Source organism: Verrucomicrobiia bacterium (genome assembly GCA_019634635.1).
GTDB lineage: Bacteria > Verrucomicrobiota > Verrucomicrobiia > Limisphaerales > UBA9464 > UBA9464.
The window spans coordinates 1-17,466 of sequence record JAHCBB010000004.1; the positions used below are offsets into that span (position 1 = coordinate 1).

Consider the following 17,466-nt stretch of genomic DNA (forward strand, 5'->3'; position numbering starts at 1 on the left):
TCCCCGTCATTCCTCACTCATTCCGCCTTCATGCATGCGCGCTGTGGAGAGGTCGAGGCCGTGCCTGTCCTGATCCGTCGCGTGGCGGGCGTTGTTGCTCCCGGGCTACGCCTGCGCGTGCCTCGCCCGATACGGGTCAAGCGTGATGAAGTGTTGCGTCCGGAAAAACTCGGGCGCGCCGTTGAGCTTGCGGCGAGACAAGCCGGAAGAAACGGAGCGATATTCCTCCTGATTAATGCCGACGACGATTGCCCCGCAGCGCTGGCCCCGGCGATCCTCAGACAGGCGACGGAAGCCAGAAGTGACATGCTCATCGGGGTGGTGTTGGCGAAATGCGAGTACGAGGCCTGGATTCTTGCCGCGGCCGAATCCCTCCGCGGCCATCGGACTCTCGCCAGAGATTTGTCGAGCCCCGGCAACCCGGAGGCCATCCGTGGCGCCAAGCAATGGCTCAGCCGTCACATGACCGGGCCGCACGGCTACACGGAGACCCTCGATCAAGCCGCGCTGACGAATGCCCTCGACCTGAACGCCGCCCGCCGCGCGAGTTCCTTCGACAAGTGTTACAGAGAGCTGGAGCGGATTCTGTTCGCACTGGGACCCGCCCACCACGCGTGATTGAGCCCGGGGCTGCTGACAGGCCGTGAGGGCACTTCCGGGATGTCATGTTCCGGCAGGAGCCGGGCCAGGGTCGGTGACGGAAGTCTCCTCGGACGTGGCCATCTGGCGCACCTCGCCCTTGGCCTAGTGCAGTTCGCGAACGGAAACGGACTTCATGTGACCCGGCGTGTCACCAGCGGAGGCCGGGTCATGCGGCCGGTCGTTCATCAAGTTTCGAGAGGAGAAGGTGGAGTTGGCCGCACGTTCCAGTCGCCTTGCTGGACACTTCGGGGGCTTTCTGGGAATGGCGTCCAACAGCGGTTTGGGTGGTTGCCAGGATGTGGTGCCGGCTCGTGCACTTGTGACGTGCCGTTACTCCGCCTGGACCTCATCGAACCGCGATTCGGCGAAATCCAGCCGGTAAATCATGCCTTCGTAGCCAACGGCGTAGAGCTGGCCCGCATCGTCGGTGCCGAACGAGACCAGGGATTGGGGAAGCACCCCGAGCTGACGGACGGCTTTCAACACCCCGTTTTCCTGAGTGATACCGAATAGGATCCGGGAGGTGAAGTCACCGCACACATAGACGCCATCAAATGAGGACTGGGGGTCACCGCGATACACGTAACCACCGGTGACCGAGTTGCCGAATTTTCGGCGGTAGGCGAACACGGGCGGCGTGAAGGTCCGTCCGGCGACGCGATGCTGGTTGGAGAACGGTTCGAACCCCTCAAAAACGTTCCAGCCGTGATTCTCGCCACGCCGGATCAGGGCCACCTCCTCGGCCCGGTCCTGTCCGACATCCGCGAGCCAGAGGTCGCCGGTCAGGCGGTCGAAGCTGAAGCGCCAGGGATTGCGCAGTCCGTAGGCCCAGATTTCCGGACGGACCTCCGGCCGGCCGATGAACGGGTTGTCGGCGGGGACGGCGTACTCGAGTCCGGGATCCCGATGGTCCACGTCGAGGCGCAGCATCTTGCCGAGGAGCAGGCTCAGGTCCTGGGCGTGGCCGTTGGGATCGTGGTGCGGACCGGTGTCGCCCATCGCGAAATAGAGGAAGCCGTCGGGGCCGAACTCCAGCCAGCCGCCGCTGTGGTCCTCGGCGACGCTGTGGATCTTGATGAGGCGGCGCGGCGGCCTGCCGGAGTCGCCCAGGAAGTCCCCGGAAAATTCCCTCTCCACAACAACGGTCGCGACCGTCCCCTCCTCAAAGACCTGGTGCTGGAGGTAATACCTCCGGTTCTCCCGGAACTTCGGATGGAAGGCGACACCCAGCAGGCCGTTGGGCCCGCGTTCGTAGAAGACTTGCCCGGTGAGGTCACTGAAGACAGATCGCTGCTCGCCGGCCGCGGTCTTCCGGGCGAGCCAGATCAGCCCGGTCTGGTGCAGGACCAGGAAGGTGTCGGGAGCACCGGGCACCTGCACGAACGCCGTGAGCCCGCTTTGGGCGCGGGTTCGCGGCACCGTGAAGGAGCCTTCGAAGAACGGCTCCAGTCCGATGGGCCTGGCAATCCCGGGAATGCGTGCCGGCATTCCGCGGTTGCTGACTTGCGTGTTCTCCGGCTGGCGCAGCGTGGTCAGGTATTCGATGAGGTCGGTGAACTCCTGGAGCGATAAACCCTCATGCAACCCTTCCGGCATCAGCGACACGTGGCTGCCGTCCTGCCGCTCGATGTCGCCCCGGGCGATGCGCACCAGGATTCCGTCCCCACCCATCAGTTGCACGGCGGTGTCGTCCGCCTGCTTCAGGACCCCCTGGAACGACGCGCCCTCCCGGGTCTCGAGGGTCACCGTGCCGTAACCCGGAGCGATGCTTGCCGAGGGCAGCAGCACCGCCTCGATCAGGTCACGGCGCGTGAAGGCATCGCCGGCCGCGAACAGGTCCGGTCCGGCCCTGGAGGCCCCGCCGTCGGTCGAGTGACATTTTGCGCAGGCGAGCTTCGGTTCGTCGGCGAAGAGCCGCGCCCCCTGGGCGGCGTCACCTTCACGGGTCAACGCGTGTTGGCGGTACTCTTCCAGACGGGGCCCCCCGGCTGCTCCCGACCCGGCAGGCGTTTGGGCGGTTCCGCCAAGGCTCAGCACACCGGCCAGCGCAAGCGTGAGTCCGAGGCGGAGATCATTCCGTGTCACGGCGTTCAAAGGCTTCCCCGGGCGGTGGACATTGCGGCAGCGGTCGAAGCCTGAATCTGTGCCGGGGCGACCGGGGAAGACAACGGGATTTGCGAACGGGCGAGCGCGTGTGGGGCACACGCGTTGCGGGCACCTTATCGGGATTCCCGCAGGCAGTAGAGGTGGTCGCTGGTGCGGAGGAACAGGCGGTCGCCCGCGATGGCGGGGGTGGCCATGCACATCGCGTCGAGCGAATTCACGTGTTCGAGCTGATACGTGTCCCCGGCGGTGACCACGTAGGTGTCCCCGTCCTCGCTCAGGCAGAACACGCGGCCGCGGTAGGCCCAGGGCGACGCGGTGAAGGCGGCCGTGCCGTCGGCTTTCAAGCGTTGCTTGTCGTAAAGTTCACGCCCGGTTTTCGCGTCGCGGCAATTCAGAAAGCCGAAATCCCACAGCACGTAGAACCGTCCGTCGTCGGCCAGCGCCGAGGGATTGTAGGGCGACGCATTCGGCTCCATCCACGCCACGAGGCGGCTTTCGCGGGCGTCGTCCGGCAGCGTCAGGTCCCCCGCGCCGCCGGGCCGCACGGCGTAGACCGGCTTGTTGGGCTTGAGGTTGTCGCCGACGTAGCCGGCGCAAAGGTACAGCAGTCCGTCGGCGGCGAACGGCGTCGGGATGACAATCGTGGACAGGCCCCTCAGGTGCCAGAGCAGCCCGCCCTCGAGGTCGTAGCTCCGGACCCGGTTGCGGCCGGGCACGACGAGTTCCGTGCGTTGCGGATGCTGCCAGACGAAGGGCGTGGCGAAATTGCTCGGCTCGTCGCGCGCCACGCGCCAGAGCTCGTTGCCGGTGCGCTTGTCGAAGGCGGCGAGGAAGGACGCCTCCTCGTTGTCGTTCACCACGTAGACGCGATCGCCGTGCAGCACCGGCGAGGCGGACGTGCCCCAGCCGTAGCGCATCTTGCGCGGCTCAAACTTCCGGGACCAGACGATGCCTCCCTCGAAATCGAGACAGTACAATCCGAGGGAGCCGAAGAGCACATAGAGGCGTTCCCCGTCGGTCGCCGGCGTTTCCGACGCGTAGCTGTTCTTGACATGGATGGGTGTGGCCGGTGGCGCCGCGTGGAGTTCCGTCGTCCACAGCGTCCTGCCGGAATCGCGGTCAACGCACAGCGTGAGCCACCGCTGGCGTGCGCTCGTCGGCTGATCCCGGTCGCCGCCGAAATAGAGTCCCTTCCTGGGCGGTTCCAGTTCGCCCTCGCTGACGGCGGTGGTCAGGAACACCCGGTGGCCCCAGACGATGGGTGAGGACCAGCCGCGGCCGGGTATCTCCGTGCGCCAGGCGACGTTGGTGTCGGCGCCCCATACCAACGGGAGCCGGTCCGAGGTGCCGATCCCGCGGCTGTCCGCACCGCGGAACTGCGGCCAGTGGGTCTGGGCGCCGGCCGTGGGGGCGGGCGTCACGGCCAGGAGCAGGCCGGACAGCCCGGCGGCGAATCGGCAACGGGAGGCGGCGGACATGCACTCTGCCTACGGGTTCCGGCCGGTCATGGCAATGCAGCAACGCGGGGGATCGTTTCCTTCCAAGGGATGCCCAGATCCCGGCCCTGTTCCTGCGGGCGCCTCGAAATCGCGAGGCGCCGTTGGCGGGAGTTGGCTCTGGATATCGAGGCTCCGGCGGAATTCGAAGAAGGGGTGTGCCCGTGCGTCGGGCGGGGACGCGCGTCCGCCCGCAGTGCCCCCGTCACCGGGATGCACGGCGACCGCAGTGGCGGATGCTTTTCTTGTTCCCCCACGGTGAGGGGGTTCGCATGATCTCCGGCCTGTGAATGCACCCGTCCCACTGGGACTCAGGAAATCGTTCGGCTTTGGAGACCGGCTCGGCCTGGCCACGCCCGGCCATCTGGCGGCCGCGCGGCGGTTTCCGGAGTTCGCACCGGTGTTCGCCCAGCAGTCCATTCGCGAGATGACCCGCACCCGGCGGACGCCCGCTGAAGTGATGGCGGCCGCCGTCAACGCCCTGAAGGCCGCGGGCCATGGGGAGCCGTGGGGTGCGGACGGGGATCATTTGAAGACCCCGGAGGACGTCGTCTCGGTGGCCGGGGCGGGCTTCTGCTTCTTCACGATTGACCCCAGCGCCCATGTGAACAATGCGGCCGACACCCTTGAGGAGGCGTCGTTGCAATCCGAGGTGGCCCGGCAGGAGGCCGACGGGTTGTACGAGGGATTTTCCTGGCGCGACTATTATCTGGATCGCGTGTTCACGGTAAGCAGCCGGCTGCCGCCCCTTCGGTTTGACGAGGAGTCGCTCCTGCGGGCGATGGTCAAGTACGGCCGGGCCACCGCCCATGCTGAGGTCCTCGGCCGGGCCATTGCGACGGCCTCGGGCGGCCGCGGCGAGGTGGAGGTGTCCGTGGACGAAACCGATTCCCCGACCTCGCCATTGGAGCACCTGTTCTTCGCCCTCGAATTGCAGCGCCGGGGTGTACCCAATCTCGTGAGCCTGGCGCCCCGGTTCGTCGGTGACTTTGAGAAGGGGGTGGATTACCGGGGCGATCTGGATCGGTTCGAGCGCGACCTTGAGGTCCACGCCGCCATCGCGCGATTTGCCGGCCCCTACAAGATCAGCATTCACAGCGGCTCCGACAAGTTCTCGGCCTATCCGGTGATCGGACGGGTGTGTCGGGAGCGGCTGCATGTGAAAACCGCCGGCACCAGTTACCTGGAAGCGCTCCGGGTGCTGGCGCGCGCCAACGCCCCGTTGTTTGGGGAGATCGCGGCCTATGCGCGGGGGCGCTTCGAGACCGACCGGGCCAGTTACCACATCTCGACCACTCCGGCCCAGGTGGCCGGTCTTCCCCCGTTCCGTGGCGGGACGGAGGAGGCGGCCTGGCTGGATGACGTCGCGGGGCGTCAGACACTGCACGTGACCTTCGGGTCGGTGCTGACCGCCGGATGTGACTCGCGGGGACGCCCGTTCAAGGAGGGAATTCTCGAGACGCTGGAGGCCAATGCGGCGCTGCATGTCGAATTGCTCGAGGCGCACTTCGTGAAGCACCTGTCGCTGCTGCAGGCCGGTTGATCCGTCATGTTCACCCTCACGGAAGTGTCCAAGTCCTTCGGCGGGCGGACCCTGTTCGAGGACGTCACGCTGACGCTCAACCGCACCGACCGTCTCGGGCTGGTGGGGCCGAACGGCGCCGGGAAGTCCACGCTGTTCAAGATGGTCCTGGGCCAGGAGGAGCCGACGACGGGACGCATCACGTCCCAGCGTGGGACCACGGTGGGATTTCTGCCGCAGGAGAATGCGCCGGTGGGTTCCCAGACCGTGCTGGAGCTGGCGACGCGCCACCTGGAGGACGACGGCTACGGGTCTGTGGACGGCGCCCAGGTGGCGCAGGCCAAACGCATCCTCAAGGGGCTCGCGTTTCGCGACAGCGACCATGACCGTCCGGCCCGGGAGCTCAGCGGCGGCTGGGTCATGCGGGCCCACCTGGCGCGTCTGCTGGTGCAGGAGCCGGACCTGCTGATGCTGGACGAGCCGACCAACCACCTGGATCTCGAGACCCTGCTCTGGTTTCAGGAGTACCTGAAGGACTACCCCGGGGGCATCGTGTTGATCTCGCATGACCGCGAGTTCCTCAACCAGTTGGTCACGGGCATTCTGGAGCTGCGGAGCGGACGGCTCTACAGCTACTCCGGCAACTTCGACGCCTTCCTAGAACAGCGGGAGGCGCGGGCGCAGCAGCAACGGGCGGCCTTCAAGAACCAGCAACGGGAGATCGCGCGGCTGCAGGAGTTTGCGGACCGGTTCCGCGCCAAGGCGAGCAAGGCCAGCCAGGCGCAGGCGAAACTGAAGCAGATTGCCCGGATGGACCGCGTCGAGGCGCCGGAGGCGGCGGCGGGCACGGTGGACTTCGCGTTTCCCCAGCCGGAGTCCAGCGGACAGCGCGTCATCACCCTGAAGGGCGTGCACTTTGCCTACGGCGAACATGTGGTGTACCGCGGGCTGGATTTTCAGGCGGAGCGCGGGGACCGCACGGTGCTGGTCGGCCCCAACGGCGCCGGGAAATCCACCCTGATCAAGCTGCTGGCGGGCGTGCTGCGGCCGCAGGCGGGGACTCGGGACATCGGGCTGCGCGTGAAGATCGGCTACTTCTCCCAGTACCGTAGTGAAATGCTCGATGCCAGCCGCACCGTGCTTGAGGAGGTGTTTGACACGCCGCGCCTGGTCCGGGAGACCGAGGTGCGGGCGTTGCTGGGGTGCTTTCTGTTCCGTGAGGACGACGTTCGAAAGCGCGTCGGCGTGTTGAGCGGCGGTGAGAAGAGCCGCCTGGCGCTGGTGAAACTGCTGCTGGACCCGCCCAATTTCCTGCTGATGGACGAGCCCACCACCCATCTGGATATGGGGAGCATTGACGCCGTGATCGCCGCGCTTTCGGAATTCACCGGAACGCTCGTGTTCATCAGCCACGACGTGCATTTCATCCGGGCTCTGGCCACCCGCGTGGTCCATGTCAACGCGGGCCGGTTGACCCCCTACGCCGGCGGCTATGACTACTACCTGGAGAAATCGAAGGCGGTGTGCGCCCGGGCCGCCCTGACGTCCGGACTCCACAATGCGCGTCCGGCGGATGCGGTGCGCGCACCGGCACCGGCACCGCCACCGGCACCCGCGGTGTCCCGGGAGTCTCAGAAATCGCAAAAGGAACGGCGGGAACAGGCGGCCGAGACGCGTCGTCAACTGGCGGCGCAACGGCGGTTGGTGGCGGGCATTGAGGCCGACATCGCCCGACTGGAGGAGCGCCAGGCGGCACTGGCGGGCGAATTGCAACTGCCGGAGACCTACGCGGCACCGGGACGCGCCGTGGCGGTGAACACGGAGTTGCGTCAAATCGCTGCGGAGATCGGCTCCAAGACGACCGCCTGGGAAACGGCATCCGGCCGCCTGGAGTGGCTGGAACGTGAGTCGCAGGAGTGACGCCGGGGCGGTATCCGGCCGCTGCGCGGCTACAGCCGCCAGGCGACCAGTTCGCGGGGATCGCGGACGATCAGCAGTCCGTTGGCGACGGCCGGATGGCTGAACGTCTTCCCGCACACCTGGCGGCGCGACCGTTCCTCGTAGCGATCCGGACTGGCCCGGAGCACCAGCAGTTCCCCCAGGTCCGTGAGCACCAGCAGGTGGCCGTCCGCGAGGGCGATCGTCGAGGCGGCGTCGCCGAATCCAGGCTGCGACCACGCAATGCGGCCGGACTCGCGGACCACGCAAATATAGTCCTTGGAGGCCCCCAGTCCGTACAAATGGCCGCCCACGGCGACCGGGGAGGAGAGATTGATGCGCGCGTCGCGATTCAGCCAGACGTCGCCTGCGTGGAGCGTCGCGCCGTCCGGAAGAATCCGTGTGGCGCGCAGGCCCGTGGTGTGGCTGGCATAATAGACGGTGTCGTCGAGGAGGATTGGGGTCAGGACGTTCCGATTGGCGCCGGTCTTGAACGGCAGACGCCACAGCAGGGCACCGTCCTCGGGCGCCACACCCATCAGGCCTTCGCACGTGACCGTCACGCACTGCCGGCGGCCGCCCGGCGCGCCCACCACCGGCGATGCGAACGACGCGAGGTCGTTTTGCGATTTCCACAATTCCCGGCCGGTGTGCTTGTCGAAGGCCACCAGGCAGGCGCCGTTCGTGCTGCCGACCTGCACCAGGATGCGCTCGCCGTCCACGACCGGGGATCCGGTGTTCCCGCGCCGGCTCGCGGCGCCAATGTTCGACGCGCGATCCGCAACCCAGCGCATGCCATAGTCGCCGAAGTGGAACCGCCAGCGCAGGGAACCATCCCGCAGATCCAGGCATTGGAACTCACCCAGCGCGGTCTGGACGTACACCCGGTCGCCGTCCACGACCGGGGTGCAACGCGGGCCGGGTTCAAATTCATCGGAGAACACCGGACCCACCGTCACCGACCACCGGGGCGTGCCGGTTGCGACGTCCGCAGCATGCGCCGTCTCCTGGTCTTGCACCGCGTCCAGCCACACCAGGGTGCCGGACGACACCACCGGCGAGGCGTATCCGCGGCCCACGGACCGGCGCCAGAGCGGTTCCTGGAGACCCTGGAGCGGGTCACGGTCCGCGGGAAGACGCTCTGCTGAGTGACCGTCGCGGTGCGGCCCGCGCCACTGGGGCCAGTCGGCGGCCGGCAGGGAGAGCAATGATCCCAACGCTGCCATCAGGGTGAGCAGCCGGGTAGGGGTGAGCTTGTGAACGTGGTCCATGATGCCGTTCCCGGGTTACCAGCGCCCGTTGGCAATTTCGCTGATGAGAATCCGGGCGAGGTTCTCTGCGGCGACCGGGATGTTCTCACGTTCCGACACGTTGAGGTTCACCGTGGAGGCGACGAGGGCGCGCCCGGTGACATCGCCTTCGTAGATCACCTGGCCCCCGCGGGTGGCCACCACCCGCGCGGTGATGCTCACATCGTAGTCCTGGGGCGTGATGACGTCGTCCCGGCGGGACCCGAGCGGCAGGCGCCCGTAGCGGATGATGCGCCCGCTTACCACCACGTCCGCGGACCCGCGGGTGTCCAGCCGGAAGGTGCCATCCCGCTGGACCTGGCGGCGGACGGCGCTGTTGACGATGTCCGTCAGGCCGGGTTGCAGCGTGTCATTGGGGAAGGGTTCGACCGTGAGCGTCTGGGCTCCGGCCACCTGTTCGTTGGTGGGGCCGAGCCGGTAGGCGCAGCCGGGCATCAGCATGACGGCGGCCAGGAGCAGGAGCACCCGGGCACGGACGGGCCTCCGGGACGGCGGCGGCATTGTGGGGGGCGGCGGCATGCGGCGGACGCGTCCGGCGTTGCGGAGCGGGTTTACGGCGTGGCCGCGGGCGCGTTGGTCGGAGCGCCGGTTGCCGGGATGACCGCCGGGGCATTGGTGGCCCGGGCGGTGGCGCGCTGGCGGACCCGCAGTTCGTAGTCCGCGATGCGCTGCACCTGTGTTTCGGCCAGCGGACGGAGCAGTTCGATGCGGCGTCGGGATTCCTCGGCGTAGGGGGAATTGGCGTCCCGCTGCAGGGATTCATTGTAGTACACGAGCGCCGCCTGCCACCGGCGGTACCGTTCGTAGAAACGGCCGGTTTCGAACGCGCCGCGCGCCTGCTCAACGCGGAGGGTGGCGATGATGTCGCGAGCCTCGGGAACCCGCGGATCCTGCGGATAGAGCTCGATGAAATCCTGCATCAGGGCGATCGCCGAGCCGGCCTTGGATTGGTCGTACTCCGCGGTCAGCGCCTGTTTCTCCCAGGCCGTGGCCGCGCGGAAGATGGCGTCGGAGGCCACCGGAGGGCGGTCAAAGTAGCGGTTGGCCGCCTTTTCGTAGGCCTGGACGGCCATCGTGTATTTTTTCTGCTTTTCGAACGCGGTCCCGGTGTCGAGCTGGGCCTTGGGGCCCGTGGAGTTGTAGGGGCCATTCCCCACGATCTCCTGCATCATCTTGGCCGTTTTCTCCATGCTGCGGAACAGCGGGATGTAGCCGAAGAGCTTGAACCGCTGTCCGTCGAGGAATCGCGTGGCGATGGCGTACTGGCGGCCCAGGATTTCGTCGTAGTTCGCCACCTTGGGGTACTTTGTGAGCGCAATCTGGTAGGCCTTGAACGCGCGCTCATCCATTCCGCGGTCCTCGTAGCATCGGCCCACCAGGTACTGCGCGGGACCCGCGTAGTCCGACAGGGGCCAGACGGACACCACCCGGCTGGCGGCCTTGGTGGCGAGGCGGTAGTTCCCGCGGTCGAAGGCCTCCTGGGCGACCTGCAGCTGGTCCTTGGCGCGTTTGCGCTGCCACTTGCCGCTCCCGCCGCCGACCGGCTCGTACGTCCACCCTTCGCCCGGCCGGAAGATCACCGGCGCCGGACAGGTGAAGGAAAAGGTGACGAGCGCGGTCGCCAGGAGGATGCCACTGATGAACCGGCCTTGCATGGGCCGGCAGGCTAGGGAGCGGGTCCGGCAAGTCAAGGAACGGACCCCGCTGCGGTCTCCGGGGCGTCACCCCCTTGGGGTTCCCGGACGTTCACAACGGGAATTTTTGGGCGTGCACCCACCGGGGTTCCCGCCTACGTTTCCGGCCATGATCACGTGGTTGTTGGCGATCGTGTTGGTCGGGGGACTTGCCGCCCTGGGGATGCAGCTCGGCGGCATCCGGGCCGCCGTGGCCTTTGTGGGCGCGCTTCTGGGACTGGCGCTGGCGCCCACGCTCGGAGGATGGATCGCCCCGGTCCTGCCCAAGGTCTTCACGATCGGCTACACGTGGCTGCTGGTGGTGCCGGCGTTGATCGCCTTTGCCGTGATCTGGCTGGGGAGCATTGGTGCGAGTTTCGCCGCCCAAAGGCCGGTGGAGCTGCACTTCAAGTACAACGAGGACGAGCCGACGCGTCAGGCCTTCGAGCGGATGAACAAGGCGATCGGGTTGTTTGTGGGCATGCTGACCGGGGTCTGCCTGTTTCTGGCCGTGGGCAAGCCGGTCTATTCACGGGGTTATTTCACCACCCAGACGTCGGGCGACGCCGAGCCCTCGCCGATCGGCGTGGTCAACTCGCTGCGAAGCGGCATGGCCTCCACGGGCTGGGACAAAACCTTTGCCGCCCTGGACCGCACGCCCGCGCGGTTCAACACGGTGTCCGACCTGTTCGGCCTGATCTACGCCAACCCGGCCCTCACCAACCGGTTGGTGGATTATCCGCCCTTCCTTGCGCTGTTTGAGCGTCCGGACGTCGCCGAGGTGTTCACCGACACGGAGTTCCTGCAATTGCTTCAGGATCAGGCGGGCTTCACGGCCATGGTCAACCATCCCCGCACCCAGGGCTTCATGAACGATGCCGAGATCCTCGACGTGCTGGGCCGGGTGGACCTGGGCGACTTGCAGGCGTTTCTCGAGACCGGAAAGTCTCCGAAATACGACGACGAGCGGTTGCTCGGACGCTGGCGCACGGACATGGGGGCGATCAACACCGACGCCCGGCGTCGTCGCGCGAACATGGCGCTGGCGGATCTCAAGAACCTGCGTTTTGCCCTGGGGCTGCTCCTGGGCAATGCGACCATGACGGTGTACCCCGACAACCGCTTCGTCTTGCGGATCCCGCCGCCGGCCCTCGAGGCGCCTGCGGCACCGGCCGAGGACGATGGGAGCGGGTTTGGTGGAGCCGCCCAGTTGCCTGCCGGCATGGATCCGGCTTTGGCAGCGCGTTACGGGCTTGGGCTCCGTCCGGGAGGCTCCGCTCCGGGCACCCCTGCCGCAGCCGCCGGCCCCTCCCCGGCCCAGCAATTTGCCGCGATCGTCTCCAAGCTCCTGGGGCCCGGGTCGGTGGACAATCTTGCGGCCGAGGGCACGTGGAGCAAGAACGGGGATCGGTACACCTTCGTTTTCAAGGGTGCCGCAAAGGAGGAGATCCACGAAGGCGTGGTCCAGGAGAACGGCCGGCTGGTCATCCCGCTGACGGCGCAGAAGATCTCGCTCATCCTGATCCCCGCGGGCTGAAGGGCTGACGTTTCAGGGGAGCATTTGGCGAACGGCCCGGGAGGACCCTCGTACCCACCTTCTCACCCACTGGCCGGGGCGATGCCGGAGTCACTTCGGGTGGGGCGAGCCTCTGGCGAGCCGTGCGCAAGTGGAGTCCCCACAGGCCCGGGTCGTGGTTCCGCGGACGGCTCGTGAGGCCCCTCGCCCCACCTTCTCACCCACTGGGCGGGGCGGTGCCGGAGCCGCTTCGGGTGGGGCGAGCCTCTGGCGAGCCGTGCGCAAGTGAAGTCCCCACAGGCCCGGGTCGTGGTTCCGCGGACGGCTCGTGAGGACCCCCCGCGCCGGATCCTGACAAAAATCCCGTTGCCCTGCCGGCGGCGACGATGGGAATTTCCCCGCTCCGGTGTCCCGGTTCACGGTGCCGCCGGTCCAATTGATGATGTCCGATTCCTCCAAGCCCCCCCGGTTTCTTCACGTCCACAATCTCTGGGATGACGCCGAGGCGTCGGCGCTGGCGGGTGTGGACCGCCTGGTGTACCGGTCCAACCGTCTGGGAGCCGACCAGCGCATCACCAACACCGGCGGCGGCAATACGTCGTCCAAGGTGGTCGAGAAGGATCCCCTCACCGGCGAACCCGTGGAGGTGCTTTGGGTGAAGGGGTCCGGCGGGGATCTGCGCACCAGCACTCGCGAGAACTTTTCGTCGCTCCATCAGGCCAGGCTGCTCGGATTGCAAGAGACCTATGCGGCGCGGAAGGACAAGGGGCTCAAGTCGCCGGCCGAGGACGACATGGTGGCGGCCTATCAGCATGCCACCTTCAACCTGAATCCCCGCGCCAGTTCGATTGACACCCCGCTCCACAGCTTCATCCCGGCCCGCTTCGTGGATCACATGCATCCCAACGCGATCATCGCGATTGCGGCCTGCGAGCGCAGCGAGGCGCTCACGCAGGAGATTTTCGGCGGGGAGATGGCGTGGGTGCCCTGGATGCGCCCCGGGTTTGAACTGGGGCTGGCCATGCAGGAAATCTGCCGGCGGCAACCCGGGGTCAGGGCCATCATGATGGCGCAGCACGGGTTCATTTCGTGGGCGGATGACGACCGCGAGTGCTACCTGCACACGCTGGCCTGCATTGAAAAAGCGGCGGCTTACATCGAGTCGAAGTATGCCGCCAAAGGCGGCGATGCCACGGCTTTTGGCGGTGCCCGATACCAGACCCTGCCGTTGGAGGATCGGCACACCGTGCTGGCCGGCATTCTGCCGTGGCTGCGAGGCCAGGTGAGCCAGCAGCGGCGCTTCATCGGCACCGTGCAGGACGACGACCGGATCCTGCGGTTCGTCAATTCGCAGGACGCGCCCCGCCTCGCCGCGCTGGGGACGAGTTGTCCGGACCACTTTCTGCGCACCAAGATCAAGCCGCTGTACGTGGATTGGAATCCCCAGACGGAGGATGCCGGGGTGCTGCGGGAGCGGCTCGCGGCGGGGATCGGGCAATACCGCAAGGACTACGCGGCGTACTACGAACGCTGCCGGCACCCGGATTCTCCGGCAATGCGGGATCCCAACCCGACCGTGGTCCTGATCCCGGGCCTGGGGATGATTGCCTGGGGCAAGGACAAGTCGGAATCGCGGGTGACGGCGGAGTTCTACAACTGCGCGGTGGAGGTGATGCGAGGCGCGGAGGCGGTGGACCGGTACATCGCGCTGCCGCAGCAGGAGGCCTTCGACATCGAATACTGGCTTCTGGAGGAGGCCAAGCTGCGGCGGATGCCGCCCGAAAAGGAACTGGCGCGCCAGGTGGTGGTGGTGGTGGGCGCCGGCTCGGGCATTGGGCGGGAGACCGCCCTCCGGATCAGCCGGGAGGGCGCCCAGATCGTGTGCGTGGACTTGAAGGCGGAGTCGGCCCAGGCAACGGCAAAGGAGATCACGGACCGTCTGGGCCAGGGGATTGGCGTGGCCGGGACGGGCATCTCGAATTGCGGGCCGGCGATCGGCCTCGCCTGCGACATCACGAACCGGGCGAGCATCCGATCCATGCTGGATCAGGTGGCCCTGGCCTATGGCGGCTTTGACTCGATCTGCGTGACGGCCGGTGTGTTCTGGCCCAGCGACACCACCGGACACATCCCCGACGACAAGTGGGGCTTCACCTTCCAGGTCAATGTCACCGGCAGTTACCTGGTCGGCGACGAGGCGGCGCGCACCTGGAGGGATCAGGGGCTGCGGGGCAGCCTGGTGCTGACCACCAGTGCGAACGCCGTCGTGGCCAAGCGCGGCAGTGTGGCCTACGACTGCTCCAAGGCCGCCGCGAACCACCTGGTGCGGGAGATGGCCATGGAGCTGAGCCCGTTGGTGCGCGTCAACGGAGTGGCTCCGGCGACCGTGGTGCAGGGATCCGCCATGTTCCCCCGCGACCGGGTCATTGGGTCGCTCGCGAAATACCGCATCGCCTACACCGAGGACGAGTCCACCGATGCCCTCGTTCAAAAGCTGGCCCAGTTCTATGCGGATCGCACGCTGACCCGGTCGCCCATCACGCCGGCCGACCAGGCCGAAGCGTACTTTCTCCTCGTTGGCGACCGGTTGAGCAAGACCACCGGACAGGTCATCACCGTGGACGGCGGCCTGCACGAAGCGTTCCTGCGTTGATCGCGAAGTTGCCGCCTCCGGGGTCGGGAGGAGTTCAGGGCCCGGGTGGGGCGGATCCCGGTCGCCGGAGGGCGTCGTCCCGTCCGCGAGGGATCCGGCCCCAGGAGGATTCGATCTGCGCCTGGAGGCACCGGTTGACGACGCGGATCGCGGGGGGGGCCGCCTCCAGCCCGCCCAGATCCGCCCAGTCGAGGTCGCGGAGCGCGTGCATCAACCGGCGAACCCCGTCATCGGCATCCCGCGCCAACTCGACCGGATCGAGGCCGCCGGCGGCCAGCATGCGGACCTCGAGGGCATGCACGTTTCGCGCGAGGGCCGGCCGGGCGTCCAGATGGGCCAGGAATTCTCCCAAAAGGCGGTGCAATTCGGGCACCGGGGTTTCTGGCTCGCTGACCCGTTCCACGAGGGCCACCGCATAGGAGGCCTGGGCCAGGCGCGGATAGTCCGCCCGGACTCCGGGATGGGTGGTTGTGACGGAAACTTCGCGCAAGGTGTGGAGATCGGACCGCCGGCTGCGCTGGAACGAAATCCGTGCCGAGAAAAACAGGTCGAGCCGCCCGTGAAAGGGGGACCGGGCCTGCCGGGCCCCGCGGGCCACCGTGGCCAGACGTCCGTGGTCCGCCGTGAGCCAGCGAACGACAAGGCTCGTCTCGGTCAGCGCGTGAACCCGCAGGATGAATCCCTCGTCGGACTCTGGAGTCATGGCCGGGCCCGGACGCGTCCGCCCGGAGTGCTGCCGGTCACCCAGCGGCGGACCAATGCGTCCTCGCGACGTTTCATTCGGCGACGGTCGGCCGGCTCCCGGTCATCAAAACCCTGGAGGTGGAGCAACCCGTGAATCAGGTAGCGGAGCAGTTCCTGGCGCCATTGGGTGCCGAACTCCGGTGCCTGCCGGACCGCTTCCTCGACGCAGATGAACAGCTCTCCCGACAGGCGGGTGGGGGTGCTGCCCAGGTCAAAGGTGAGGATGTCCGTCGCACCGGTATGGCCGAGATGGCGGCGGTTGAGCTCGGCGGAGCGGCGGGGAGAAATGAAGTGGACGGTGATGTCGGCGTCGAGTCCCTGGCCCTCCAGCACGGCACGGGCGACCCGGTGGATCGCCGCTTGGGGCAGGGGACGCCGCCGTTGGGCGTCATGGATCCGGAGGGTGGGCGGAGGCGGCCTCACGGCGTCACGTGGCTGGGCCGGAGGGTGGCGCGGACGGGCTCGGCGGAGCCGCCGCCGCGCGGTGCTGTTCGTAGGCATTGACGATTCGCTGGACGAGCGGGTGCCGGACGACATCGCGCTTCTCGAACCGGATGAGGGCCACCCCCTCGACCTGGGGGAGGGCCAGTTGGGCCTCCAGAAGTCCTGACCGGCGGCTTGAGGGCAGGTCAATCTGGGTCGGATCGCCCGTGACCACCACTTTCGATCCGAAGCCCAGGCGCGTGAGGAACATCAGCATCTGCTCGGTTGTCGTGTTCTGCGCCTCGTCGAGGACGATGAACGACTGGTTGAGGGTGCGTCCGCGCATGTAGGCCAGCGGGGCGATTTCGATCACGCCCCGTTCCATGTGCTTTTGGATGTCATCGGCCGGGAGCATGTCGTGGAGGGCGTCGTAGAGGGGGCGGAGGTACGGATCGAGTTTTTGGTAAAGGTCTCCGGGCAGAAAGCCGAGGGCTTCGCCCGCTTCCACGGCCGGGCGGGTGAGGATGATCCGGCTGACCTGTCCCTCCTTGAGTGAAGCGACGGCCATGGCCATGGCGAGATAGGTCTTGCCGGTCCCGGCGGGCCCGATCCCGAAGGTCAGGTCATGCTCGCGGATGGCCTGGACATAGCGCTGTTGTCCCACCGTTTTTGGCGTCACCGCGGCCTTCTTGGACGAGGTTTGCACGCGCGTTTCGAACAATTGCTCCAAGGCCGCAACCCCGCCATGCTTCACCACGTTGAGGGCGTCGGTGAATTCCCGTGGCCGGGCACCGCCCCCGGACTGTTGCTGGCGCTGGAGGACCAGAAAGAGGCGGCGGGCCTGGTCCACACCGGCGGGCTCCCCCTCCAGGCGGATCCAGCCGTCACGGGTGGACGCCTTCACGGCCAGCTCGGTCTCGAGGATTCGCAGGTTGCGGTCGTCGTTGGCAAACAGCGCCCGGGCGGCGTGGGCCGAGTCGAAGTGAAGGATTTCAGTCATCAGCGACCGGGGCGTCCGTGCCTTGCGGAGGCAACCGGAGCGCCTTTCGGTTGGCCGGATGTTTCCCGATCTGCGCGCATCTGGCGAGTGCGGCGGCGCACGATCAATGCTCTCCTGCCGGGCCGTCCGTGCAACTGCAAGCGGGGCTTGTGGAGACTCCACGCGCTGACCCGGTGACCTCGGTGGGGCAACCCGGTGACCTCGGTGGGGCAAGGCTCCTGCCGAGCCGTCCGTGCAACTGCAAGCCGGGCTTGTGGAGACTCCACGCGCCGACGGCTCCGCGGAGCGTTGCCCCACCACCGGGATGGGAGCTGGAGCCCCACGACCCGGTGACCTCGGTGGGGCAAGGCTCCTGCCGAGCCGTCCGTGCAACTGCAAGCCGGGCCTGTGGAGCCTTCACGCGCTGACGGCTCAGGAGGACCTTCACCCCCACCGGGGTCGGG

13 protein-coding genes are annotated in these 17,466 nt (G+C 67.4%); 5 read left to right on the forward strand and 8 right to left on the reverse strand.

Going from position 1 to position 17,466, the window contains the following annotated elements:
• On the forward strand, window positions 1-618 hold a 618-nt coding region (locus KF791_03750; GenBank protein MBX3731690.1), incomplete at its 5' end, for a DUF4276 family protein.
• Between the two features lie 354 nt (window positions 619-972).
• Here the strand turns inward: KF791_03750 and KF791_03755 are convergent.
• Together KF791_03755 and KF791_03760 are read right to left on the reverse strand one after the other, a co-directional pair.
• Entirely contained in the window at window positions 973-2,727 is a 1,755-nt protein-coding gene (locus KF791_03755; protein MBX3731691.1) for a PQQ-dependent sugar dehydrogenase, read from the reverse strand.
• Between the two features lie 134 nt (window positions 2,728-2,861).
• Window positions 2,862-4,226, reverse strand: a complete 1,365-nt coding sequence (locus KF791_03760; protein ID MBX3731692.1) for a PQQ-binding-like beta-propeller repeat protein — start codon at window positions 4,224-4,226, stop codon at window positions 2,862-2,864.
• A gap of 304 nt (window positions 4,227-4,530) precedes the next feature.
• Here KF791_03760 and KF791_03765 point away from each other — a divergent pair, with 304 nt between their 5' ends.
• Together KF791_03765 and KF791_03770 are read left to right on the forward strand one after the other, a co-directional pair.
• The gene (locus tag KF791_03765; GenBank protein ID MBX3731693.1) at window positions 4,531-5,787 is read left to right on the forward strand and encodes a hypothetical protein; all 1,257 of its coding nucleotides are present in this window, start codon (window positions 4,531-4,533) and stop codon (window positions 5,785-5,787) included.
• A gap of 6 nt (window positions 5,788-5,793) precedes the next feature.
• Window positions 5,794-7,686, forward strand: a complete 1,893-nt coding sequence (locus KF791_03770; GenBank protein ID MBX3731694.1) for an ABC-F family ATP-binding cassette domain-containing protein — start codon at window positions 5,794-5,796, stop codon at window positions 7,684-7,686.
• 29 nt (window positions 7,687-7,715) lie between these two features.
• Here the strand turns inward: KF791_03770 and KF791_03775 are convergent, their stop codons facing one another.
• The 3 genes from KF791_03775 to bamD form a co-directional block, all read right to left on the reverse strand.
• Window positions 7,716-8,975 carry a PQQ-binding-like beta-propeller repeat protein gene (locus KF791_03775; GenBank protein MBX3731695.1) on the reverse strand — a complete coding sequence of 420 codons (1,260 nt, stop codon included), beginning with the start codon at window positions 8,973-8,975 and terminating at the stop codon, window positions 7,716-7,718.
• A 15-nt stretch (window positions 8,976-8,990) separates the two neighbouring features.
• Window positions 8,991-9,479 carry a hypothetical protein gene (locus KF791_03780; GenBank protein ID MBX3731696.1) on the reverse strand — a complete coding sequence of 163 codons (489 nt, stop codon included), beginning with the start codon at window positions 9,477-9,479 and terminating at the stop codon, window positions 8,991-8,993.
• A gap of 86 nt (window positions 9,480-9,565) precedes the next feature.
• The gene (gene bamD / locus KF791_03785) at window positions 9,566-10,669 is read right to left on the reverse strand and encodes an outer membrane protein assembly factor BamD (protein ID MBX3731697.1); all 1,104 of its coding nucleotides are present in this window, start codon (window positions 10,667-10,669) and stop codon (window positions 9,566-9,568) included.
• A gap of 148 nt (window positions 10,670-10,817) precedes the next feature.
• On the opposite strand from bamD, the gene KF791_03790 reads away from it, so the two are divergent.
• Window positions 10,818-12,224, forward strand: coding sequence for a hypothetical protein (locus KF791_03790; protein MBX3731698.1), 1,407 nt, complete (start codon window positions 10,818-10,820; stop codon window positions 12,222-12,224).
• Between the two features lie 418 nt (window positions 12,225-12,642).
• Window positions 12,643-14,856 carry a bifunctional rhamnulose-1-phosphate aldolase/short-chain dehydrogenase gene (locus KF791_03795; GenBank protein ID MBX3731699.1) on the forward strand — a complete coding sequence of 738 codons (2,214 nt, stop codon included), beginning with the start codon at window positions 12,643-12,645 and terminating at the stop codon, window positions 14,854-14,856.
• A gap of 34 nt (window positions 14,857-14,890) precedes the next feature.
• Here KF791_03795 and recO read toward each other — a convergent pair whose 3' ends face one another.
• From recO to KF791_03810, 3 genes are read right to left on the reverse strand one after another with little or no spacing between them, the layout of a single operon-like run.
• Window positions 14,891-15,559: a DNA repair protein RecO gene (gene recO / locus KF791_03800; GenBank protein ID MBX3731700.1), complete on the reverse strand. Its 669-nt coding sequence runs from the start codon at window positions 15,557-15,559 to the stop codon at window positions 14,891-14,893.
• Window positions 15,556-16,023 (reverse strand): rRNA maturation RNase YbeY, encoded by a 468-nt coding sequence (ybeY, locus tag KF791_03805; GenBank protein ID MBX3731701.1) that lies wholly within the window; start codon window positions 16,021-16,023, stop codon window positions 15,556-15,558. The genes recO and ybeY overlap by 4 nt, the downstream gene beginning before the upstream one ends.
• Before the next feature lie 4 nt (window positions 16,024-16,027).
• Entirely contained in the window at window positions 16,028-17,023 is a 996-nt protein-coding gene (locus tag KF791_03810; protein ID MBX3731702.1) for a PhoH family protein, read from the reverse strand.
• Window positions 17,024-17,466: the final 443 nt, after the last annotated feature.

Excerpts from the sequence above, each read along its gene's own strand:
- KF791_03760 (MBX3731692.1), bottom strand. The coding sequence starts at position 4,226 with ATGTCCGCCGCCTCCCGTTGCCGATTCGCCGCCGGGCTGTCCGGCCTG.
- KF791_03770 (MBX3731694.1), top strand. The coding sequence starts at position 5,794 with ATGTTCACCCTCACGGAAGTGTCCAAGTCCTTCGGCGGGCGGACCCTG.
- KF791_03775 (MBX3731695.1), bottom strand. The coding sequence starts at position 8,975 with ATGGACCACGTTCACAAGCTCACCCCTACCCGGCTGCTCACCCTGATG.
- bamD (MBX3731697.1), bottom strand. The coding sequence starts at position 10,669 with ATGCAAGGCCGGTTCATCAGTGGCATCCTCCTGGCGACCGCGCTCGTC.
- KF791_03790 (MBX3731698.1), top strand. The coding sequence starts at position 10,818 with ATGATCACGTGGTTGTTGGCGATCGTGTTGGTCGGGGGACTTGCCGCC.
- KF791_03795 (MBX3731699.1), top strand. The coding sequence starts at position 12,643 with ATGATGTCCGATTCCTCCAAGCCCCCCCGGTTTCTTCACGTCCACAAT.
- recO (MBX3731700.1), bottom strand. The coding sequence starts at position 15,559 with ATGACTCCAGAGTCCGACGAGGGATTCATCCTGCGGGTTCACGCGCTG.
- KF791_03810 (MBX3731702.1), bottom strand. The coding sequence starts at position 17,023 with ATGACTGAAATCCTTCACTTCGACTCGGCCCACGCCGCCCGGGCGCTG.